General features: G+C 71.2%; 16 protein-coding genes. 6 read left to right on the top strand and 10 right to left on the bottom strand.

The genetic code is table 11. The features are described from left to right. Nucleotides 1-24: 24 nt before the first annotated feature. The 7 genes from OH735_RS27010 to OH735_RS26980 form a co-directional block, all read right to left on the bottom strand. Nucleotides 25-1,335 (bottom strand): carbohydrate ABC transporter substrate-binding protein, encoded by a 1,311-nt coding sequence (locus OH735_RS27010; RefSeq protein WP_406384236.1) that lies wholly within the window; start codon nucleotides 1,333-1,335, stop codon nucleotides 25-27. Continuing rightward, the gene (locus OH735_RS27005; RefSeq protein WP_406384235.1) at nucleotides 1,332-2,351 is read right to left on the bottom strand and encodes a hypothetical protein; all 1,020 of its coding nucleotides are present in this window, start codon (nucleotides 2,349-2,351) and stop codon (nucleotides 1,332-1,334) included. Before OH735_RS27005 ends, OH735_RS27010 begins: the two co-directional genes overlap by 4 nt. Further along, the gene (locus OH735_RS27000) at nucleotides 2,351-3,757 is read right to left on the bottom strand and encodes a hypothetical protein (protein ID WP_406384234.1); all 1,407 of its coding nucleotides are present in this window, start codon (nucleotides 3,755-3,757) and stop codon (nucleotides 2,351-2,353) included. Before OH735_RS27000 ends, OH735_RS27005 begins: the two co-directional genes overlap by 1 nt. 25 nt (nucleotides 3,758-3,782) lie before the next feature. Further along, complete coding sequence (locus tag OH735_RS26995; RefSeq protein WP_406384233.1) at nucleotides 3,783-6,137, bottom strand: tetratricopeptide repeat protein; 2,355 nt, start codon at nucleotides 6,135-6,137, stop codon at nucleotides 3,783-3,785. Further along, nucleotides 6,134-7,525, bottom strand: a complete 1,392-nt coding sequence (locus OH735_RS26990) for a trypsin-like peptidase domain-containing protein (protein WP_406384232.1) — start codon at nucleotides 7,523-7,525, stop codon at nucleotides 6,134-6,136. Before OH735_RS26990 ends, OH735_RS26995 begins: the two co-directional genes overlap by 4 nt. Before the next feature lie 68 nt (nucleotides 7,526-7,593). Then, nucleotides 7,594-9,972: a polysaccharide lyase 8 family protein gene (locus tag OH735_RS26985; RefSeq protein WP_406384231.1), complete on the bottom strand. Its 2,379-nt coding sequence runs from the start codon at nucleotides 9,970-9,972 to the stop codon at nucleotides 7,594-7,596. 103 nt (nucleotides 9,973-10,075) lie between these two features. Further along, nucleotides 10,076-13,948, bottom strand: a complete 3,873-nt coding sequence (locus OH735_RS26980) for an endo-alpha-N-acetylgalactosaminidase family protein (RefSeq protein WP_406384230.1) — start codon at nucleotides 13,946-13,948, stop codon at nucleotides 10,076-10,078. A 182-nt stretch (nucleotides 13,949-14,130) separates the two neighbouring features. On the opposite strand from OH735_RS26980, the gene OH735_RS26975 reads away from it, so the two are divergent. Beyond that, nucleotides 14,131-14,523: a helix-turn-helix domain-containing protein gene (locus OH735_RS26975; protein WP_406384229.1), complete on the top strand. Its 393-nt coding sequence runs from the start codon at nucleotides 14,131-14,133 to the stop codon at nucleotides 14,521-14,523. Between the two features lie 82 nt (nucleotides 14,524-14,605). Beyond that, the gene (locus OH735_RS26970; protein ID WP_406384228.1) at nucleotides 14,606-15,016 is read left to right on the top strand and encodes a VOC family protein; all 411 of its coding nucleotides are present in this window, start codon (nucleotides 14,606-14,608) and stop codon (nucleotides 15,014-15,016) included. Between the two features lie 353 nt (nucleotides 15,017-15,369). Here OH735_RS26970 and OH735_RS26965 read toward each other — a convergent pair whose 3' ends face one another. Beyond that, a complete protein-coding gene (locus OH735_RS26965) occupies nucleotides 15,370-15,789 on the bottom strand; it encodes an ATP-binding protein (RefSeq protein ID WP_406384226.1) in 420 nt (139 codons plus the stop codon). A gap of 111 nt (nucleotides 15,790-15,900) precedes the next feature. On the opposite strand from OH735_RS26965, the gene OH735_RS26960 reads away from it, so the two are divergent. Continuing rightward, a complete protein-coding gene (locus OH735_RS26960; RefSeq protein ID WP_406384225.1) occupies nucleotides 15,901-16,722 on the top strand; it encodes a helix-turn-helix domain-containing protein in 822 nt (273 codons plus the stop codon). Next, nucleotides 16,719-16,982: a DUF397 domain-containing protein gene (locus tag OH735_RS26955; protein WP_406384224.1), complete on the top strand. Its 264-nt coding sequence runs from the start codon at nucleotides 16,719-16,721 to the stop codon at nucleotides 16,980-16,982. The genes OH735_RS26960 and OH735_RS26955 overlap by 4 nt, the downstream gene beginning before the upstream one ends. Before the next feature lie 302 nt (nucleotides 16,983-17,284). Here the strand turns inward: OH735_RS26955 and OH735_RS26950 are convergent, their stop codons facing one another. Continuing rightward, entirely contained in the window at nucleotides 17,285-17,824 is a 540-nt protein-coding gene (locus OH735_RS26950) for a CGNR zinc finger domain-containing protein (protein ID WP_406384223.1), read from the bottom strand. Between the two features lie 55 nt (nucleotides 17,825-17,879). Between OH735_RS26950 and OH735_RS26945 the strand changes: the two genes are divergently transcribed. Next, nucleotides 17,880-19,151: an MFS transporter gene (locus tag OH735_RS26945; RefSeq protein ID WP_406384222.1), complete on the top strand. Its 1,272-nt coding sequence runs from the start codon at nucleotides 17,880-17,882 to the stop codon at nucleotides 19,149-19,151. 644 nt (nucleotides 19,152-19,795) lie between these two features. On the opposite strand, the gene OH735_RS26940 is transcribed toward OH735_RS26945, so the two are convergent. Further along, complete coding sequence (locus tag OH735_RS26940) at nucleotides 19,796-20,320, bottom strand: hypothetical protein (RefSeq protein WP_406384220.1); 525 nt, start codon at nucleotides 20,318-20,320, stop codon at nucleotides 19,796-19,798. Between the two features lie 215 nt (nucleotides 20,321-20,535). Here OH735_RS26940 and OH735_RS26935 point away from each other — a divergent pair, with 215 nt between their 5' ends. Continuing rightward, nucleotides 20,536-21,153 carry a YceI family protein gene (locus OH735_RS26935; protein WP_406384219.1) on the top strand — a complete coding sequence of 206 codons (618 nt, stop codon included), beginning with the start codon at nucleotides 20,536-20,538 and terminating at the stop codon, nucleotides 21,151-21,153. Nucleotides 21,154-21,179: the final 26 nt, after the last annotated feature.

The raw sequence follows: 21,179 nt of genomic DNA, 5'->3' as shown, positions 1-21,179 counted from the left end.
TCTTTGTGCGGGTCCGACAAAGACTCACTGTGGTCTGCTGCACACGCGTGTCAGCCTCGGGGTGTCCTCCGGTTGGGCGTCCTTCGGTTGGGCGTCCTTCGGTTGGGCGTCCTTCGGTTGGGCGTCCTTCGGTTGGGCGTCCTTCGGTTGGGCGTCCTGCACCTTCTGGATCGCCTCCAGACGCTCCCGCACCGGGTCGCCGGGGTGAGCGATGGTCAGCAGCACGGCCTCGTAGAAGGCGTCCCGCACGGCAGCCGGCATGACGTCGGAGGCGTCCAGACAGAGCGGCACGTGGTGGTCGGTGAGCCGGGCGCTGATCCGCTTCTCGACCGCCCCGTTCTTGGCGTGCACGGCGGAATTGGGCGAGAATACCCCGGCCTTGCGGCCCCACTCCTCCTGGGCCTTGCGGGAGGTGAGCCGCCGGAGCAGATCGCGGGCCTGGTCGGACCGGCCGAACAGGGCGGCGAAGTCGGCGGACACCTCGCGGCCCTTCATGGCGGGGCCGCCGGGGAGCAGCGACGCGGAGTCCGTGAAGGCGGCGCTCTCCTTCCGGTCCCCGTAGAACGAACGGGCGAACGAGCCCTGGTGTTCCAGGTCACAGCCGCCGCCGAAGAGCAGCCCGTGCCCGCCGGGGCTGCCGCGGTGATCGAAGAGCAGTGCGCGCTCGGCGGCCGCCGGGTCCTGGGCCAGCAGTCCGGCCCATCTGGTCCAGGCGTTGAGCACGGGGGCGTCCACCCAATTGATGGCCCCGGTCGCCCAGCGCTCGTACAGCACCGGCCCCGCGGTCTGCAGGATCAGGTCCTCGATCCAGTCGCTGCCCGGCCAGCCGGAGGACCCGTCGTCGCCCATGCCGATGCACCAGGAGGTCAGCGGCGCGGGGTAGGAGGGCGGCGGCCGGTCCTTGCGGTACCAGACGATGCTCTTGAGGTCGGCCTTGAGCGGCACCCACAGATCGTCGGCGATGCCCTGCGCCTCGGGCTGCCAGGGTTTGCCGTACTCCCCCGGCTCGTACAGGCCGCGCAGGGACTGCAGCCGGCCCTCGGCGGCGTACTCGACGAGTTCTCCGACTCCCGGCAGGATCGCGATGTCGGGCGGATTTCCCGCCTGCACCTCGGCGAGCAGGACTTCCCGGGTGGCGGCCGTGCCCTGGTAGGTGTAGGGGATGCCCAACCCGTTCAGGACGTCCTTGAACTGCTTCTCCTGGTTGTCGGTCCAGGGGCCGAGGATCGTGACCCTGGCCTGTTCGTCGCTGCCGCCCGGGGCGGCGAGCCCGCAGCCCGCCGCGGCCAGGAGCAGGGCCACCACGAACAGGACGGCGCGGGCGCGCGGGATCATCCGGCCCTCCAGTAGTCGGCGTTGAGGCGCCGGCCGATACCGACGGCGGGCAGCAGGACGATCAGTGTGCCGCCGCCCAGCGCCCCGTAGTAGGTCCAGCTCTGCCAGCCCTGGGCGGCGAGATCGGTGCGTACGCTCGCCGACTCGTCGGTGACGTACTGCTGGGACTTGGCCAGGTCACCGTCGGCGTGGGCCCGTCGCTCGATCCTGACGAGCCCGGCGTGGGCGGTGTCCAGCCGCTGCTGGGTGTTGGTGGTCGCCCACAGCGGGAACACCGCCAGCACGACCGTGGCCAGCAGGGTGGTCAGCAGCCAGGGGTCGAAGCTGCGCCCGCAACGGCGGCGCAGCACCCGGAGGGCGGACAGGGTGGTCAATGCCGTGGCCAGCAGGGCGAGTTCGGCGATCGTCCAGCCGGTCCGGCGCAGGGTGCCCAGGGAGCTGACGGTGTCGATCCGCTGCATCTGGTGTTCCTGGAGGACATCGAGGCGGGGCACCACACCGGTGCCCTCGCGGCTGAGGATCGTCTCGGCCTCCGCGAACTTCTCCCGCTGCATCGGCTCGTCCGACACGTACTTCACCGCGCCGGGGGTGATGGAGCTGCTGTACGAGGTCAGCAGACCGTTGACGGTTTCGAGCACCCCGCGGCCGCGCTCCCCGTCCAGTTGTACGTCGTTGAGCCGGGAGAGGCCCTGGGCGGCGGCGGAGAGCTGGTTCTCGTAGCGCGCGCCGGCCCCGACCACGCCGTCGATGTCGTGGCGGACGGAGAACCGGGCTTCCTGGTGGGCTCGCAGCAGGGCGAGTTGGGTGGCCGCCACTCCCTGCACGGCGGGCGCGCCCCGGGTGCGCATCTCACCCGCCGAGATCTGCACTTCGCGGTACGAGACGAGCAGGACACTCATCGAGAGCAGCGCGAGCGCCAGCAGCACGGTCAGATGCCGCTCCAGGAGCCGCCGGGTCCGTGACCCGCCGGAGCGGCGGGTCCGCAGCGCGCCGATCCACCGGGTCGGCCCGGACATCACAGCCGCCTCCCGCAGGCGATGCAGAACAGGGCGGCGGGACCGGCCGGGTGTTCGCACTCCGGGCAGCGGGCCGTCGTCCCGGCCGGGTTCCCGGCCGGTTCCACCAGGTGTGCGGAGGCGACGCTCAGCCGCCCCCGGCGGACGGTGCCCCGGTCGACGGTCGGCCCGATCCTGACCCGCCCCTGCCGCTCGTCGACGATCTCGGCGACGTTGCGGACCTCGGCGCGGACCCAGGAGGCGCCGATCTCCGCGGCCAGCCGGACCGCGCGTCCGAACTCTTCCTCGGCCTCCTCGCACCGGTCCAGGTCGAGGGCGTCGTACGCGCGCCTGAGGGCGGCCCGGATCTCGGTGGAGGCGTTCATGGCATGGACGCTGCGGTCCGCGCCGCCCGCGTGGCCCGCCGTGGCCTCGGCTGTTCCCGATGGCAGCCAGCGGACGACGACCGGTTCGGTGAGGTCGCCGACGGTGACGGTGGCGAGCTGGAGCGGCACCCCGAGCGGGTCGTTGCCCGCGTCCACCCGGAGGGTGAGGAGGTAGTCGCGGGTCTCCGGCTTCCACTGGTGGGTGAGGAATTCCAGCCGGCGCGGATCGTCCCCGTCGGGGGCCGGTTCGAGCCGCTGCTGGCGGGGAGCGGTCTCGGTGAGTGTCACCTCGCGGACCGCCGGTCGTACCGTGACCGTGAGGGGAAGCGCGGGGCTGCGGATCCGGCGCTGCCGGACGACGGCCGCGTCGACGGCGGGGGCGAACGCATCGGGTGCGTACGCCGCGTCGCCGTGCAGCCGTTCGGCGACGGCGAGCAGCGCAGCCGGGTCCCAGGACTCCCCCAGCGCGATCACGTCCGCGGTGAACTCCCCGTCGCAGCGGGCGAGTTCGACGCGCAGTGCGCTGTCCTCGCGGTAGGCGTCGTCCTCGTCGCCGCGGCCGCTCCCGTCGGTGATCAGTACCAGGTGCCGTACGGGGAGCTCGCAGGCGGCGAACAGTTCGCGTGCCCCGGCCAGCCAGCGGGCGTATCCGGGCGGACAGCGCCCGGCGTCGGCCGCCGCGATCCGGCCGACGCTGAACGCGGCGTGGCGCCGGTCGTCCGGATCCGCGACCGCCAGGCTGCCCCGCAGCGGGTAGCACCGGGATGCCTCGCCGCCCAGCACCGTGTAGGACATTCCGTCGGGCAACGCGCCCACGGCGTCGGCCAGCGCGTCGACGGCCCCGGCGCGGCGCGGGGCGGCGACGTCCACCGCGATGACGAGGGCGACTTCGGCGGCGGGAATCGCGTCCCGGGGCCCGACGGCGACCGCCTCGACCCGCACATGGGCCTCGATCCGGACGTCGTCGCCGGGCGGATGCTTCTCGGGGACCTCGACGAGCAGACCGGTTTCGAGTCCGAGCGAGGGAGCGGTGCGGCCCATGGAACTGCCTCCAGGGATACGTGGTTCAGACGGGCGTCTGCGGGCGGACCGCGTGCGAGAGGTCGATCAGCCGCTCGTACTCGGCGGGTTTCTGGCGCTGCCGGGCCAGCCAGCGGTAGCACTGCTCCAGTTCCTCGCGCACGGCCCGTTCCCCGGGGACCGGCGGCGGGGGCAGTCCGCGCCGCCACCGGCCGCGCCGGGGGGCGGGCGCGGCGGCGCGGACGGCGTCGAGCTTCCACTCGAACAGTTCGGTGCGCAGCAGCCGGGTCGCTTCGTCGCCCGGCACCACGGAGCCCGGGTCCGGGCCGCCTTCGCGGAGCGGGACCGCGGCGAGGCCGGCGTCGATCTCCCGCTGCGCGGGCAGCGGCCGCTCGCCCGTCGCGAGCCGCGCCGCCCGGATGCGCAGCGCGGCCACGCGGGCGACGGCGTGGTCCCGCGACTCGTCGGGGACCAGGTCCAGGACCCCGGCCGCCGCTTCCCGGTCGCCGCGTGCCAGGGCCAGCCTGGCCAGGCCCAGCGCGGCGCCGACGTGCGAGGGGTTGCGGGCGTGCACGGCCCGGAAGAGTTCGTACGCCGACGGGGCCGCCCCGGCCGGCAGGTCCGGGCCGAGCTGTTCCGCGACGTACGCGAGCGCCAGCTTCGCCGCGTACTCGCCGGGCAGCGCACGGTGGACGGCCGCGAAGTGCTCCAGGGCGGCCTCCAGCATCTGCCGCCGGTCGTCCAGCACATCGGCACTGCGCAGCGCGACGAGCCCCCAGTGCCAATTGAGCCGCCACTGCCGCACCGGGCCGGGCCCCGGTATGGCGTTCGCCTCCTGCACCTGTTCGCGCGCCCCGGCCAGCGCTTCCCTGCTTTCCTGGCCGAGCAGCAGCCGGGCGTTGTGGAGGCAGATCTCCACCGACTGTTCCCCCTCGGCGGGCTGGGTCAGCGGCCGGCCGGGGTCGTAGCTGCTGACCAGGAACCGGGAGGCCGCCGGATCCCCCGGGTAGGGCCTGGGCACCGGGAGCCGCCGGGCGATCTCGGTGGGGGTGGGCAGCCCGGCGTCCAGGGCGGGCGCGTCGGGTGTCTCGTGGCGGCGGTAGAGGGGGCGGCGCAGCCAGTGCGTGTAGTCGGGTACGGAGCCCAGCCGCGCGCCGAGCAGTTCGGTGGACGGGGTGAAGTAGGCGGAGGGCTCGGGCTGGTCCCGTTTGCCGCGCAGCGCCCGGATCTCGCGCAGCACGCCGCGGAGCTGGCCGGCCATGTCCCCGGCGGCGGCGAACCGGCGTTCCGGATCGCGGGCCGTGGCCCGTTCCACCACCAGGCGGAAGGAGCTGATGCCGAGGCCGGGTACGTCGTCGCCGACCGCCCAGCCCGCGAGTTCGGCCAGGGTCATCCCGACGGTGTGGATGTCGTGGGCGACGGTCAGCGGTCTGCCGTGGTCCGTCTCGGGGGCCGCGAATCCGGGGGTGATCACGGGGGGCGGTTCGGTGACCCCGCTCCTGCGCACCCCGCCGAGGTCGATGACCTTGATGCCGTCGTGCCGGTGGACGACGTTGGACGGCTTCATGTCCCCGTACAGGAATTCCATGCCGTGCAGATGGGCGAGGGCTTCGAGGATCTGACAGCCGTAGGCGATGACGTGTTCGATGTCGAGGACGAAGGTGCCCTGCCGGGTCGATTCGATGACCGCGGAGAGCGTACGGTCGCCGACGTCGTCCATCACGATGTAGCCGCCGGACACGGTGCCGTCGTCGCCACGGGTGCTGACGAAGTCCCGGATGCGGACGATGCGTTCGTGCCGGATGGCGACGAGGCTGCGGCGTTCCTCGTCGGCCTGGGCGGCGCCCCGTTCCGCGTAGCGGTTGAGGAGCCCCTTCACGGCTACGTACTCCTCCAGGTGGGTGTCCTCGGCGAGGTAGACCCAGCCCTGGCCGCCGTGGGCGATGGGGCCGCGGATCCGGTACTGGTCCTGGAGCAGCGGCCCGTCCTCGCTGAGTTCGGGCCGGTAGGCGTACGGGGCGCCGCACTTGGGGCAGTAGCCGGTGTCCGGCGGTGGGGCTGCGGTGTTCGGCGCGATGAAGTAGGTGGGGCAGGACTTGGCCGAGCAGCGCATCAGGATGCGTGCCTGCGAGGTGGCGGCGTCCAGCCGTTGGCCGGGGCTGCTCGGTTCGAGCGGGGGGAGCTCCAGCAGACCGGCCGGCCCGTACTTCTCGGGGGCGGTGGGCAGTGGCGAAAGGCCGCGGTCCGTCCTGGAGCGGCCGCAGGTGTCGCAGTAGCCGGTGGACTGTACGGTGCCGCCGCAGGGAGCTCCGGTGAACCGGCGGTGCGGGCAGCCGGGGCCTGTCGTTCGGATCACGCCGGGCTCGCGTGCCCCGGCACCGCGCTCAGGGTCTTTCCTCATCGTTGCTCCGTCCGTCCCCGGTCGGTGCGCGGCGCCGGAACGTCCGCCCGGCCGGCTCCGGCGTGCCGGTCCAGGTCCGCCTCCAGCTCACGTAACAGGGCACGCAGGGCGGTGAGTTGTTCCTGCGGTTCGGCGAGGGCGCGCAGCCGCTCCAGTTGCCGGTGGCGGCGGGCCGGGTCGACGCCGGGCTGCGGGGGCAGCGAGGCGGACTCGACCAGGCCGTTCAGCCGGGCCCAGTTCAGTTCGGCGCATTCGACGCGGCCGAGGAGTTCCGTGGCCCGCTCGTCGAGGGCCGGCACCAGCAGCTGCCGGGCCACCTCGCTCACGCCGTCGCCCGCGCCGTCCCGGACGACGATCAGCAGCCGGAAGCCGAGGGTCCGCACCCGGGCGAGCAACGGCACAAGCCGGCGCGGCTCGCGGTCCTCGTCGAGTCCGATCACGGCGAGGATGGGCCCGGTGGCCCCGGGCAGCCCGCCCGCCGCCCGGTCCGGCGGGGTGCCGCCGTCCAGCAGCCAGTCGCGGTAGGCCCGGAGCTGGTGGCGCGGCGGGCGCAGCCGCGCCACCAGTTCGTCGACGAACTCCTCGGGCGTGGTGCGGCCGCCCCGGTAGACGAGGTGGGCGCGGTACAGCTGGTGGCGCAGGGTCCGGTCGCGGCCGCCGCCGCGCGGTACGACGCCGAAGCGCACCGCGGGCTGGTCGCCGCCCGCGAACCAGGCCCGCAGCCGCCGGGCAAGGCCGTGGTCCCAGCCGTCCGGTCCGCTCAACTCGGCTACGAGCGGCACGAGTTCGGCGATCCGGTCGATCGGGATCATGTACGAGAACGCCAGGTCGTTGTCGCCGGGCAGCGCCAGGTCGAGGTCGCCGCGCCAGCTGACCACCATGCCGACGACCCGTTCGGGACGCCCGTCGCCCGCGCCGCGCACCTGGACGGCTGCGCCGCTGAACCCCGGCCGCACGACCTGCTCGTTGCGCCCGGCGTCGAGCTGGATCCACGCGCCGTGCGCCCCGCTGATCCGGCCGGTCAGCCACATGCCGTCGGCGAAGCTCCGCGCGTAACCGCCGATCCACACCTCGCGGCCGCGCTCCAGGCTCCGGTCGAGCGACGCGGGGGTGGCCTGCGGTCGCGGGCTGTCCAGGGCGAGTACGGCGATGTCCTCGCGGGTCGCGCCGAGGCCGGGCAGCCAGCCGCCCTCGGCGACCCGTGCCCCGACCGGGGCGATGCCGGGGTTCTCGGCGAACTCCACCCACATCCGGGCGTCCGGCTCGCCGACGACATGGGCGCACGTCAGCGCCCGGTCCTGGGTGAGCAGCACTCCGGCGCCGCACACCGGCCCGTGCGGCTCGCCACGACGCAGCCGGAGCCGCCAGTCCGCCTTCAACTCCCCCATAGCGCATGAGGGTACGCGCGAGGCGGGTGCCGCTCCCAGTCCCCGGACACACTCCGGTCACCCGGTGTCTACCGGACGTCACACCGCAGGGTGCGTCCCTCCGTCCCCGGTTCGACCCTGAGCACCAGGCGGCGGCCGGTGGACCGCACCTCGATGCCGGGGTCCGCCGAGACGACAGTGCTCACCGGCCGTTCCCAGACGACGTCCACCGGCGCACCGGTCCGGTCGGGACCGCTGACGCACACCGTCGTCGTACGCCGTCCCTCCCGTACCAGCACGCTCGCCGCGGCCGTGACGGAGAGCGGACCGGCCGCGCCCGGCTGCCAGAAGTTGGCGGCGGTCACCCCCTGCGAGCGGACGGCGACCGCCTGCGCGGCGGCCGTGTTGGCGAGCACGGTCAGCCAGCGCCGGTCGGCGGCGCGGGCGGTGACGGCCGGGCGGGACGCGCCGGGCATCAGCAGGTAGACGTAGTCGGCGTCGACCGGGTCGGTGCCGTGGTCGAGCCAGAGCGTCTGGTAGCGGCGGGTGCGGCGCTCGGTGGAGCTGGTGGTGTTGATGTCGGACCAGGCGCCGGTGCGGTCCTCGCGCAGGGTGCGCAGGCCGGCGCCGCCGGGGAGGACCCAGCCGCCGTGGCCCTCCAGATGGGCCCAGCGGGGGCTGCTGCCCGCCTCCACGGTGAGCGGTTGTGTGCCGCCCTCGCCGAGCATGCGGTTGTCGACGATCGTCTCGACGGGGACCTGGTCGGTGCTGGTGATGCCGGCGCCGAGGCAGATGACCGTGTCGGCGACGCAGAACCACGACTTGCGGGCCTCCAGGGTCGAGCCGAGGCCCTTGAGGTGCTGGCCCACCGCACCGAATTCGCCGTCCGTGGCGCCGCCGACCCATTTCACGGCGGGCCTGGGAGCGCCCCATTCGCCGCCCGCCTTGTCGGCGAGCCGCTTGGTGGACACGGTCGTTCCGGGCAGCCGGTAGGGGTCGATGGTCGGCCAGAACCAGTCGGTGTACTGGCCGTTCTCCTTCTCACCGGGCCACCAATAGAGCATTCCGGCGCCGGTGTGCCAGCCGCGTGGGTTCTCGCCGTTGCCGCACTCGTAGTGCGCGATCCGCTCCGAGGCCATGGAGATGCCCGCGGCCCAGCCCGGGCGCCGGTGGACGGCCCGGGCCATGCCGGCGAAGAGGTGGTGGCCCACCCGCTCGGGCGCGGCCGGCACCGCGGTGGCCTGGACGGCGTGCAGCCGGGCCAGGTCCGCGATGCCGAACTGGCGGGCGGTGAGGATCGGGCTCGTCCGGTCGCGGGCGATCCAGCCCTTGATCACGCCGTGCCACCGGTCGCGCTCGGCCGGGGAGGCGCCCGCGGCGAGGAGGGCGATCCCGGCGATGATGCCCTGCCCGTGGAAGTGGTCGCCGCGCATCACCGACAGATCGTCGTTCTTCAGGTAACCGCGGCTGATGGCACGGCCGTTGACGCTGTCCATGACCAGGCCGTTGTAGATCAGCGGCGCGTAGGCGTGCTCGACGCTGTCCAGGATGATCTGCCGGTCCGGGTCAGTGACGGCCCAGGTGGATCCGGCGAGCAGCGCGAAGAGGCGGCCGAGGCCGTCGAGCATGACCTGGCCGTAGGTGCCGGAGTAGGCGACGGTGGTGTGCTGGATGAACGAGCCGTCCGCGTACAGGCCGTCTCCGCCGGTGACGTACGGGAAGACGGGCGACAGCGCGTCCCTGGCCAGGGCGATCTTCGCGGGGGCCCGGCCGAGGACGCCGCGCAGGGTGACGGAGCGGCAGAGGTCGACGCGGTTGGCGCCGGTGGAGGTGCCGCTGTAGTCGCGGAGCACGGAGTCGGGGACGAAGTGGTCGACGGCGGCGCAGGCGGCCTCGACGCGGGCCGCGCCCAGGTGCTCGTACAGGACGGCCGTGATGTCCATGAGGAGGCGCGGGCTGCCGATCTGCCACTCCCACCAGTTGCCGTACGGGGTGACGGAGGCGTGGTAGGCGGTCGCGGCGAGGTGGTCGTAGCCGCGGAGGATGTCGGCGAGGAGCGTGGCGTCGCCGGTCGATCCGGTGCCCGCCTGGGCGTACGCCTGGGTCATCGTCCACAGGCGGCTGTAGCTCTGGGTGATGCCGGACGGCGGGTTGTGCGGGAAGCCGGGCCACAGCGAGTCGGCGGCCGGATTCATCGTCGAGCGGAACTCCCGTGCGAGCGTGCCGGTTTCGGCGAGGCGGGAGGCGAAGGGTTCGGCAGCCGCGTCGAAGCCGGTGCCGAGCGCGATGTCGGCCCAGCGCAGGCGGAGGGCGTCGAATTCGTCGGCCCCAGTAGCGGCCCCAGTAGCAGCTTCGGTGGCTGCCGTGGCCGTCGCGGCCGTCGCCGAGCCGGGGAGGGAGATCGCCAGTGCGGTGGCGGTCGAGAGGGCGAGCAGAGTACGGCGTGACATTTCGGACGGGTTCGGCATGTGTGGCTCCGGGTCGTCAGGGGGGTGGACGCCATCGCGCAAGGGGTGAGAAATGGTGCGGGGCGGGTGCTCGTCGTCCGCACCCGCCCCGCATCCTCCGTTCTCAACCTCCGCAATGGAAGCGGGCGTCACCCCAGTCCGCGTGGTCGTTTCCGTTCCCGTCGCCACCGTCGCCCACGACCAGGTCGACGTACTTGGCGCCGGTGACGTCCGCCGTGAGCGACCAGGCGTTGTCGGCCGCCTTCAGCACCGGCGACTTCACCTTCTCGGTGCCGTCGGCCAGAACGCTGAACTGCACGCTGCCGCGCGAGGCCTGCACGTCGTCCACGCCCACCTGAGCGGTGAAGGAGGTGCACTTGCCGCCCAGGTAGTAGCGGATCTTCGCCGGGGCGTGGCTGCCGAGGCCCTTGGTGTAGGTGGTGCCGCCGATCTTCAGCGGGGTGCCGTCGCCACTGCCCTGCTCACCGTTGGAGAGGTCCCGCTCGACGGGCCCCCAGCCGTTCTCGGCGGCCGTCCAGTCGAGGTCGCTGGCCCAGCTGTCCGTGGTGGGCGGCGGCGGCAGGGTCCGTACGGAGGCCTGCGCGCCGAGCGTGCGCTGCGTACCGCCGACCGTGTACGTCGCCCGGGACCTCAGGCTGTACGTCTGGTACTTGGCGTCGACCGGCGGGGTGACCTGCCAGCTGCCGGTGACCTTCGCGCCCGCGGCGACCGAGTCGAAGGCGACGGCGCCGGTGGGCTCCGCCTGCCAGCCCTCGGGGACGGTCAGGCTCAGCGCGACACCGGTCGCCGCGGTGGCCTCGTAGTTGGTGAAGCTCGCCTTGACGGTGCTGGCCGTGCCCGGCTCCAGCGTCTCGGCGGCCGGGTCGACGCTGAGCGTGCCGCAGGCGGCGAGCTCGCCGGCCGGGGCCGGGCCGAGGTCGGTCACGGTGAACGCGTCGAGGACGAAGTCGGCGCCGTCGGGCGCGTCGCCGCGCTTGCGCAGCCCGGTCCAGGTGTCGCCGCAGCCCGCGGTGACGGTCTCGGCGAAGTGGCCGGTGGTGCGCTGCTGTCCGACGGGGGTGGTCCGGGTCTGGACCGAGGCGGGCTTGCCCTCGGCGGTGATCCGGTCGTAGCCGTCGACCCACTCGTAGGCGCCGGCGTGACTGGACTGGTAGTCGTACTCGACCTTGTAGCGGTGGCCGTCGGTCATCGGCACGGTCCAGGGGGCGGTGCGGTAGACGAGTCCGGTGTTCTCCTCGTGGGCCTTGAGGGACTCCTTGCCGCCGATGACGTCGTCGATGAGCTTTCCGTTCCAGCCGGCCTGGGTGTACGGGGCGTGCAGCTGGGAGATGACGGTCCGGGGGTCGGTGGAGCCGCCCGCGTCGCCCTTGAGGAAGGGGCCCCAGCCCTGGTCGACGTCCTCGAAGTCCTCGTACACGACGGTGTTCTCGCGGGTGGCCGGAGCGTTCGCGACGATGCGTACGTCATCGGCCCGTACCGTCGCCGTGCTGCCGTCGGCCGCTTCGATGCGGAGCGTGGCGCGGCCGTTCGCGGGGGCGGTGAAGTTGACCTCGGCGCGCTGGAAGTACGTGCCGTGCCAGTCGGACGCGGCGACGTAGTCCTTGGCGGTGGAGCGGTCCACGGCGACGGACTTCCCGCCGATCGAGAGCGTCGTGTGCCGGGTCTTTCCGGGCTGGACCTCGATGAGCGCGGACGCGGTGTAGCGCGTGCCCGGCTTGAGGCCGGTGATGTTCTGGGCGAGCGACGCCGTGCCGGTGCCGGAGAGCCTGGCGCTGTTGCGACCCTGGTCGTCGGTGTCGCGCGTGACGGTTCCGGTCTTCGACCAGGCGGCGAGCCCGTCGTCGTTGAAGCCGGGGTCCGCGACCAGCGTGCCCTCGCCCCACTTGGCGTCGGCGGCCTTGGGTGCCTGGTTCGGGTAGAGGACGTAGGGCTGACCGGCCTCGGCGGTCAGCGTGATCTCCCCGCCCACCGGGCGCACGGTGCCGGTCTTGACCCGGCCGTTGTCGGTGAGCTTGTAGACGGTGTACGTGCCGCCCGACGGCACCGCCCAGCTGCTCGTACCGCCGGACTTGCTGTAGTGGTACAGCTTCTCGCCGCCGTCCCACGGCAGCAGGTAGTCGGTGCCGCTGAGCACCTTGCGGCCGTGGTCGTAGAAGGTCCGCCTGCCGTCCTCGACGGTGCCCCGCACATCGCCGGTGAAGGCGATGTCATTGCCGTCCCAGCGGGTGATCTTCTGCTGCTGGAGGTACTTGGCGGGCAGGTCGCGCTGCCAGATGTTGTCGTAGAAGGCGTTCCAGTCGGTCTCGTTGGTCCAGCCCTCGAACTCCTCGATGGCGGTCTGGCCGAGGACCGGGTCGTTGTTCCAGACGTCCTTCTCGTCGTTGCGGATGAACCGGATGATCTTCGAGTTGAGGCCCTTGTTGGTGGCGCCGCCGTAGTTGAGGTCATTGGCCCAGTGCGACCAGAGCGAGCCGCGCTCGAACTTGTCGGCCCATTCGGTGGCGACGTTCCAGCCCTGCTTCTGCACGGACTGGAGGGTCTTGTCGGCGATCCAGCCGTGCGTGTAGTAGACGTCGATGTAGAGCAGGCTGAGATTGGGGTCGGTCTCGTCGCGCAGCTGCTGGAAGCGCTTGGCCAGATCACCGCTGTTGATGTCGCGGCGCTGGTCGATGTAGTAGCTCTGGCCGAGCCAGTTCCAGCCGGGCCTGGTCTTGTCGACGAGCTTCTCGTCGAAGGCCTTGGCATCCGGGTACGCCTCGGTGGCGTTGACGTGGACGCCGAAGGTGGCGCCCCACTTCTTGCCGTCCTTAAGGAGCGCGTTGAGGTCCTTCAGCCCGCCGGCGCGCGTGTTGTAGTTGCCGCCGTAGTCGGGGTGGGCGGAGTCGTGGCCCTCGGAGGCGTACCCCTTGAGGAGCGCCAGCTGCCCGAGGCCGTCGGTGGCGAGGGAGATCCGCTTGACGTCGTCCAGGGTGCGCAGGAAGGGGTGGGTGGCCTGGCTGGCGAAGTTGAACGGGATGTGGGTGATGACCCGGTCCGGGGTGTCCTTGCTGCCGGGCGCCGTGATGCCGATGGGCCGGAAGGCGACGGCTCCGTCCTGCCAGTCGACCGACTTGTCGCCGTTGGCGTCGGGGGTGACGACGACCTTCGCCCAGGGCAGCGCGTCCCCACGCTCCGGCTTCGGCGCGCCCTCGCCCCGGTAGGTCCACTGCCCGGACCAGACGCCGACCCGGACGCTGCCGTCGTCGGCCTTGCGCGCCTGGTGCCAGAACCGGGCGTCGTCGCCGCCGGTGGCGCCGGAGGGCTTGTCGTACGAGGAGTTGGACTCGACGGCCGCGGCCAGGGAGCCCGTATTGACGATGGCGTACGAGGCACCCACCGGCGCCTTGTCGGCGGCGGTGTCCGGGGTGACCGCGGCGAAGACGTCGGCGGTCTTCGTCGAGTCGTTGTCCAGCCGCGTGAAGGCGGTGGCGGCGCCGGTGTCCGTGGAGCCGACGGAGACCAGGTCGTGGCCGGGGATGTCGATGGTGCCGACGCGGAACGCCTCGGTGTCACGGACGGCCGTCACCTTGAAGGTGGTGGCGCGTCCGGAGACGGAGAGCGAGGCGTCGATCTCGATGCCGGGCAGATCGGTGAAGGTCAGCGTGTAGCGGGCGGCCGAGGCGGTGATCTCGGGGGCGCCCTTGAGCTTCACGGGGTGCGCGGTGCCGTTCAGGGTGACGGCGGTGACCGGCTGCGTACTGCCGAGCAGCCGGCTGCCACTGGCCTTGTCGGTGTACGCCAGAACGCGCGGGAAGTCGTCCGCGACGGCTACCGAGAGCTGCGCGGACTGGATGACGGCAGCATCCGCGGGCACGGCCGACTCGACTGCGGCGGGAGAGGGGGCGGCGGCGGTGGCGGGGAGCGCGGTCCCCACCAGCGCCAGGACGGCGGCTGAGGCGGCGGCGACAGCGCCCGCCGAAGTGAATCTTCGCGACATGTGATCTGAGTAGTCCCCCTGTCCGGACACCGTCAACGACCTGCAGCTTCTCGGGGCGCTCCAGTCCAACAACCTTGTTGCGTAAGTCCAAGTGGACGGAGTGCAGGTGAGGACGGGGACGGCGGCGACCGACCGGTCGCCGGATCTGTCACGGCGACGGAGAACCATGGTGTGATGGCGCCGTGAGCCGCGCCGCAGAAGAGACCAACCGCCGCATGCTCCGGGCACGGGATGCGATGGACCGCGGCTACGCACAGCCGCTGGACGTCCCGGCCCTGGCCCGGATCGCCCATGTGTCCCCGGCGCACTTCACCCGCACCTTCCGGGCCACGTTCGGCGAGACCCCGCACCGCTACCTGCAGCGCCGCCGTGTCGAGCGTGCGATGTTCCTGCTGCGGGAGACCGGGCGCAGCGTGACGGACATCTGCTTCGAAGTCGGCTTCGGCAGCCCGGGAACCTTCAGCCGCACCTTCCGCGACATCGTCGGCCGGTCACCGAGGACGTACCGCAAGGAAGCCGCGGCCACGAACGTACCGACGTGCTTCACGATGGCGTGGACGCGGCCGAACACCTGATCGCCCGAACCCACCCGTACCGTCCGTCGACTGAGCAGTTTTGGATAAGTTTCCGTCCGGCCCGCCCAGTAGCGTGATGCGCATGTTCAACGCCATCACGCACTCACAGATCTACGTCCTCGACCAGGACGAGGCCCTCGACTTCTACGTCGGCAAGCTCGGCCTGGAGGTCAACACCGACGTCGACATGGGCTTCATGCGCTGGCTGACCGTCAGCGTCCCCGGCCACCCGGAACGCCAGATCCTGCTGGAGAAGCCGGGCGCCCCGGCGATGTCCGAGGAAACGGCACAGCAGGTCCGCGAGCTGGTGACCAAGGGCGCGACGGGAGGCTGGCTCATCTTCACCACGGACGACTGCCGCAAGACGTACGAGACGCTGCTCGCCCAGGGCGTCGAGTTCACCGAGGAGCCCACTGATCGCCCGTACGGAACCGACTGCGGTCTCCGCGATCCCTTCGGCAACAGCATCCGCTTCACCCAGCCGAAGGCCTGAGGACTCCCCGGCCGCCGACGCCGGGGAAGGGCTGCTCTCGGGACCCGCGGTGGTGAACTCAAGGGGGTTGGGACGTGAACACACCCCGCCCGCGGCCCACGAGGGTCCGCAGTATCAACTGCGCGTGGCCAACCACGGGTTGCAGATGTGGGGGCGATTCGCCTCACCGCCGGCCGGTACGGAGCCGGTTGACAGCTCCGGCTCCTGGTTCCACATGCGCGGCTGCCCCCGTTCCAGCCGGAACGGGGGCAGCCGCGCATGTGCGTTGCGGCAGGCGGTCAGCAGCCGCCGCAGTTGCAGTACGTCACGTCCCAGTGGTTGCCCTCGTCCGCATCTCGTCGCACTTCCGCGACTCACCCCGACGACGCCTCGAACTCGCACCACACCGCCTTGCCGGGGTTCCGCTCCCCCACCCCCCATTTGTCGGCGAGCGCCGCCACCAGCCGCAGCCCACGGCCCCCTTCCTCGTCGGACGCCGCCCAGGAATCGGCGAGCCGGACTTCCCCGTCACCGCTGTCGTGGACCTCGATGCGCAGGATGCCGTCGGCCGGTTCCAGGTAGAGGCGGAGGCGGAACCCACGACCGGGCGGGACGCCGTGCAGCAAGGCATTGGTGACGAGTTCGCTCACGCAGAGCAATACGTCGTCGCCCCGGACGTCGCACGCCCAGTCGACGAGAGCCTCACGCACGAACTGCCGTACGAGCGGGACGGATCGGCGTTCCCGACGGTGGAACACCTCGCGGAAGCAGGAGAGTTGAGTTGTTTCGTTCACGCCGCCAACGTCACACAAAGTCACTACCGTTGAGCAGCGCGTCGGGTCGTACAACGCAGCTGTACGGCTTCTGACGGGTCATCCGAGGTTCGTGACGGGGAGAGGCAATTCATGCAACCGGCAAAAAGGAGCAAGCGGATCACGTCCTGGCACCTGATCGGTGCGCAAGTGGCCACGTTCCGCAAAGCGGCTCGGATGACGCAGACGGCGCTGGCCGATCAGTGCTGCGTGGGCGAGGACACGATCGCGTCGATCGAGCAGGGGCGCAGGACACTGCAGTGGGACTTCGCGGTCCAGCTGGATGAACTGCTGGATACGAAAGGGACGTTGCAGGTAGCGGTGTCGAAGTTGCCGCAGAAGGAGCGATTCCCGGCGTTCGTGCAGGACTTCGTGGAGTACGAGCAGGAGGCAGTGACGCTGCTCTCGTACCAGAACCAGGTGGTGCCGGGGCTGCTCCAGACCGAGGAGTACATCCGGTTCGTCTTCTCCTGCCAGTACCCGCCTCTTGAAGAGGACGAGCGGGAGGAGTGGGTGGCGGGCCGACTCGACCGGCAGAGGCTCCTCGAACGCAGGCCGCGCCCCATGCTGCACTTCCTGCTGGAGGAGAGCATTCTGCGCAGCGAGATCGGGGATCCCGCCATGTTGCGGAACCAGATCCGGCAATTGCGCCAATGCATGGAACTCCCGTTCCTGGGACTCCAGATCATGCCGATGAAGCTGCCGAGGCATGCCGGCCTCGCTGGGCCAATGGTGCTACTGGAGACCCCAGATCACGACCACCTCGTCTATGTGGAAGGCCAGCTGACCAGCTACCTGCACGAGGACCCAGATGACGTCTGCGTCCTCCAGCAGATGTATGGGATGCTGCGTTCACAGGCGCTTTCCGTCGAGAAGAGCGCGCGCCTACTGGACGAACTGCTTGGAGAGTCATGACCCGCGCAGCACACCCGGCTCCCCGTATCGCCGCCCTCGCCTGGTTCAAGTCCAGCTACAGCAGCGACCAGGGCGGGGCCTGCCTCGAAGTCGCCTACGACTGGCGCAAGTCGAGCTACAGCAGCAGCCAGGGCGGTGACTGCGTCGAGGTTGCCACCCACCCCGCCGCCGTGCACATCCGCGACTCAAAGGTCACCGACGGCCCCGTCCTCACCGTTCCCCCCGCCGCTTGGACCGCGTTCCTGGACGTCACGGTCTGAGACCACACACCCAGCAAGGTCGCCCGCAACGTCCGCACTGGCACACCGCGCCCCCGCCGCTTCGAACCCCTCACCGCCGCGGAAGCGCGCGCGTTTCTGGAGTCGCCCATCTCGCGGGCGTACAGCATGGAGGCCTCGACCCCGTGGCGCCAGTGCTCGAGCCCGGGGTTGAGTACCCGCAGGTTGATGACCGCCGCCAGCTGCGCCGGGTCGCGTGGCGTGGAGAACTTCAGCAGCGCCTTCGCCGGGGCGGACACGCGGCCGGCCTCGCCCACTGATTCTCGCAGCACGCCCGGAGCGGGTCATGTCGCCTGGGCTGCCTTCCGGGAACGCATCCGCTTCACCTTGGCGATGCTGCCGCAGGCACGGCCGCTGTCCCCGGCGTACATGCTGCACCAGGTACGCGAGTTGTTGCGCGACTGGTCGTAGAAGATCCATCGGCAGTCCGGGCATGCACGCAGCCGACGCCAGCGCCTTTCATTCACCAACTCGGCAGCCACCCGCAGCACCTCACCCTGCGGTGTTGCGGCACCGCGAAAGACGAGTTCCCCGTTCTCGATGCGAGCCGTCTGCGGACATCGCTCCAGCCACGCGTCGAGCCGGGCCGAGCCGTGTTCCTCCACATCGGCCCGCAGATCATCGCGCAGTCGCACGAGTTCCCCCATGTCATCCGCGTCACGAGGCACCGGCACCCTGGCGAACGTGCGCCGCCAGGCCGCCGCGTCTGCCGAGAGATCCGCCAGGGTCTCGGTCGGCACCCGGGTGTCGTTCGGGATCAGCCAACTGTTCAGGAAGCTGCGCAGCTCCTCCACAGCAGGACTCGCCATCGTCGCCATTGCCATGCAATCAGAGTAGGCGGTAAACACGACCGGCCGACTACGCTTACCATCTATCCCCATGACCGGTAACACGTTGAATGCGGAAATCCCTCGGAGCACCTTCCGCGGCGTCCTGTCTCTGCCGGGCCACCCGACCTGGTACGCCGCTGCGGCCCTCATCCGCACGCCTGTCGTCATGGCACCCCTCGCGCTGGTCTTCCTTGGCCACTCGACTCAGTCCTTCAGCGTCGGCGCCATGCTCGCCGCCACCCACGCGCTCGGCGAAGCCGCCGGCGCCCCAGTCATGGGCCGACGCTTCGACCACCGGCCGTTCGTCGGCCAACTCAGGCTGGCTCTCAGCGCCGAGGCCCTCGCCTTCTCCGCCCTCGCCCTCAGCGCCGGCCGCGCCCCCGTCCCCGCCCTGCTGGCCCTGGCTTTCGTGGCCGGCGCCGCTGCCGCGGGAGCCCCCGGCGGCATGCGGGCCCAGCTCTCAGCGACCACCCCTGAGCACCTACGTCCCACCGCGCTGAGCCTGGAAAGCTCTCTCAGCCAGACCGCCTGGGCCATCGCGCCCCCGTTGGCCTCCCTCCTGTACGTTCAGTTCTCTGCGCCGGGCGCACTCATCGCCATGGCCGTCGCCTCTGCCGCTCCGCTGCTCTTCGCGCACCGGATCCCGCACGCCACCTCACGCCCCGAGACGTCCGGAGAAATCGGGGACGAGCGGCTGCGCACGACGGCGATTCTCCGACTTGTCTGGCCCACCGCGCTGCTCTCAGCGGCGATCATGTTCCTTATCGGAACCGTTGACGTCGCCCTTCCGGCCCGGCTGGAAGACATCGGTTCTTCCCCCGCGCTGGCCGGCCTGATCATGACCTCCTTCGCCGTCGCCAGCGTGATCGCCGGACTCCTGTACGGCAGCCGCCGCTGGCCGGGCACACCCCTGAGCCAGAGCCTCGTCCTGCTCCCAGTCCTCGCTGCCGCCTTCACTCTCCCCGGCCTGACCACGCAACCCTGGATCTTTGCCGCCGCCTTTGCGGTCGGCGGGCTCCTCTACAGCCCGCTGATGGTCATCCGCAACCTCGCCCTCCAGCAACGCCTTCCCCAGCACGCCTGGGCAACCGGTTTCTCCGTCTTGTACGCCGCAGCCGGAGTGGGCTACGGAGCCGCCGGCCTCATGGCCGCCGCCATGCTCGACATCGCCGGATCCGGAACCGCCTTCGTCGTGTGCACACTGACCACCATCGTCATCGGCGCTCTGTCGCTCCTGGGTGAACGCACACACCCACGCCACACGCCTCAACAGGCAGCAATCCGGGGGGCTCGCGAACCCATACGGGCGGGATGTGAGTGAACGTCAACTCGCGCCGCGACGTACCAGTGATCGGGACAGCCCGTCTGCTCGGCCATGTTCGTCTGCGGGCCGCCGCGCGGGCGGCCGGGCAGCGGGTAGTCGGCGGGTTGACGCTCGACCGTGTCCCGCCGACGGGCGCCTCGCCCACTGGCGGGCCGAGGCCGGGCTGGACCGCGCCTTCCCGCTTGGCGGACACCTCACCCACCGCCTCCTGCACGGAGACCCCAGGAAGATCGTCCTCGTACGGTCCGGCACCGCCGTGACCTCCGGCAACCACCGCGCCCCCGGGCATGGGCACAAAGCCCGACCCGGACGCGCTGGCCTGCGTCCATCACTTCAAATGGCGCTCCGGCGTCCTGGAGAGCAGCAGGGCCGGGGCCAGGGCGCCTGCGGCCACGGCCGGCGCCGCACGGGTGAGTCTCGGGTGGGTACCTGCCTCGGGTCGAGGAATGACCGGTACTTCGCGCACCGGCAGCCGCGCGGTCTCCGGCGGCAAGGCGTCTTCCCAAGGAGCGGCACCCGGCTCATTGCCCGGGCCAAGCGGTTTTCACCGTCGGCTCGTTGCCGACGTGATCGCGCACCCGTGCGGGTGCCCCGTCCGACGAACGGGGCACCCCCACGAACTGACGCCTGCGGCACGGAAGTCAGCAGCCGCCGCAGTTGTAGTACGTCACGTCCCAGTGGTTGCCCTCGTCCGCGTAGATGTTGCCGGAACCCGACTTGTACTGGGGAGCGCCGTCGCCCCGCAGCCCTATGTAGGTGAAGGCGTTGTGGACGTAGTTGGTGAGGCAGGTGGACTTGCCGAAGTCGAGCTTGTAGCCGTTCCAGTGCGAGTACGTACCGCTGGCGTGGCCCGTCTCGGTGCCGCCGGTGATGTTCAGCGCGCAGCCCGTGGCGCTCTTGAGGGTCTGGGCGCCCTGGGCGGTGGCCAGGTTGAGCTGCTCGAACGAGGTGCAGGTGGAGACGTTGCGGTTGGAGCAGCCGCCGGAGGACGACCAGGTGATTCCGGAGGAGCTGAACCGGGCGGTGGCCTGGGCGTGGGTGAGCTTGGTGACGGCGTGGGCCTGGGTGGCGCCACTGCCGAGGACGCCGATGCCGGGGGCGAAGAGGGCACCGAGGACGAGGGCGAGGACGGTCAGGACGGGGCGCAGTGTCATACGGGACGCCATGGGGGGACTCCTCCTGCTCATGACAATTACGGGCACGGAAATACTGCCCGAGTTCTACACGCGTCGCCAGAGGGCGAGGCGGCGGACGGACCCTCCTTCGCGACGATCCGCACCATTGATGTTGAACTTTGAACAAGATGGCGCTACAGTCAGTCTCGTTGAAGGTTAAACAACAACTTCGACCGTCACTCGATCACGTCCCCCGAGGAGGAGCCATGGCTCTGTTCAACCGCAAGAACAACAACGCCCCGTCCGCCACCGCCCCCGCCGTGGATCCCGCCCTGGCCGCCCTCACCGGCGATTACACGATCGACCCGGCGCACACCTCCATCGGCTTCACCGTGCGCCACGCCATGGTCACCAACGTGCGCGGTTCCTTCGGCGAACACGAGGGCAGCCTGAAGCTCGACGGCCACAACCCCGCGAACTCCGCCGCCTCCATCGACGTCAAGATCGCCAGCGTCGACACCGGCATCGCCGACCGCGACGGCCACCTGGTCAGCGGCGACTTCTTCGACGCCGAGAAGTTCCCCCTCATGACGTTCCGCTCCACGCAGGCCGAGCAGCTCGGCGGCGACAAGTACCGCGTCACCGGCGACCTCACCATCAAGGACGTCACGCGCCCCCTCGCCATCGACCTGGAGTTCAACGGCTCCGCCACCGACGTCTACGGCAACGAGCGCGTCGGCTTCGAGGGCAGCGCGGACATCCTGCGCTCCGACTGGGGCCTGACCTGGAACGCCGCGCTGGAGACCGGCGGCGTCATGGTCAGCGACAAGGTCAAGCTCAACTTCGACATCTCCGCCATCAAGGCCGCCGCACCGCAGGCCTGACGCCCCCGCCGCCTCAGCCCTTGACC

The organism is Streptomyces sp. NBC_01618 (assembly GCF_045209435.1).
Lineage (GTDB): Bacteria > Actinomycetota > Actinomycetes > Streptomycetales > Streptomycetaceae > Streptomyces.
This window is presented reverse-complemented; position numbering and strand designations above follow the sequence as displayed.

Bases quoted from the DNA above. Each gene is read 5' to 3' on its own strand.
- OH735_RS27010 (WP_406384236.1), bottom strand. From the start codon at position 1,335: ATGATCCCGCGCGCCCGCGCCGTCCTGTTCGTGGTGGCCCTGCTCCTG.
- OH735_RS27005 (WP_406384235.1), bottom strand. From the start codon at position 2,351: ATGTCCGGGCCGACCCGGTGGATCGGCGCGCTGCGGACCCGCCGCTCC.
- OH735_RS27000 (WP_406384234.1), bottom strand. From the start codon at position 3,757: ATGGGCCGCACCGCTCCCTCGCTCGGACTCGAAACCGGTCTGCTCGTC.
- OH735_RS26995 (WP_406384233.1), bottom strand. From the start codon at position 6,137: ATGAGGAAAGACCCTGAGCGCGGTGCCGGGGCACGCGAGCCCGGCGTG.
- OH735_RS26990 (WP_406384232.1), bottom strand. From the start codon at position 7,525: ATGGGGGAGTTGAAGGCGGACTGGCGGCTCCGGCTGCGTCGTGGCGAG.
- OH735_RS26985 (WP_406384231.1), bottom strand. From the start codon at position 9,972: ATGCCGAACCCGTCCGAAATGTCACGCCGTACTCTGCTCGCCCTCTCG.
- OH735_RS26980 (WP_406384230.1), bottom strand. From the start codon at position 13,948: ATGTCGCGAAGATTCACTTCGGCGGGCGCTGTCGCCGCCGCCTCAGCC.
- OH735_RS26970 (WP_406384228.1), top strand. From the start codon at position 14,606: ATGTTCAACGCCATCACGCACTCACAGATCTACGTCCTCGACCAGGAC.
- OH735_RS26960 (WP_406384225.1), top strand. From the start codon at position 15,901: ATGCAACCGGCAAAAAGGAGCAAGCGGATCACGTCCTGGCACCTGATC.
- OH735_RS26955 (WP_406384224.1), top strand. From the start codon at position 16,719: ATGACCCGCGCAGCACACCCGGCTCCCCGTATCGCCGCCCTCGCCTGG.
- OH735_RS26950 (WP_406384223.1), bottom strand. From the start codon at position 17,824: ATGGCAATGGCGACGATGGCGAGTCCTGCTGTGGAGGAGCTGCGCAGC.
- OH735_RS26945 (WP_406384222.1), top strand. From the start codon at position 17,880: ATGACCGGTAACACGTTGAATGCGGAAATCCCTCGGAGCACCTTCCGC.
- OH735_RS26940 (WP_406384220.1), bottom strand. From the start codon at position 20,320: ATGGCGTCCCGTATGACACTGCGCCCCGTCCTGACCGTCCTCGCCCTC.
- OH735_RS26935 (WP_406384219.1), top strand. From the start codon at position 20,536: ATGGCTCTGTTCAACCGCAAGAACAACAACGCCCCGTCCGCCACCGCC.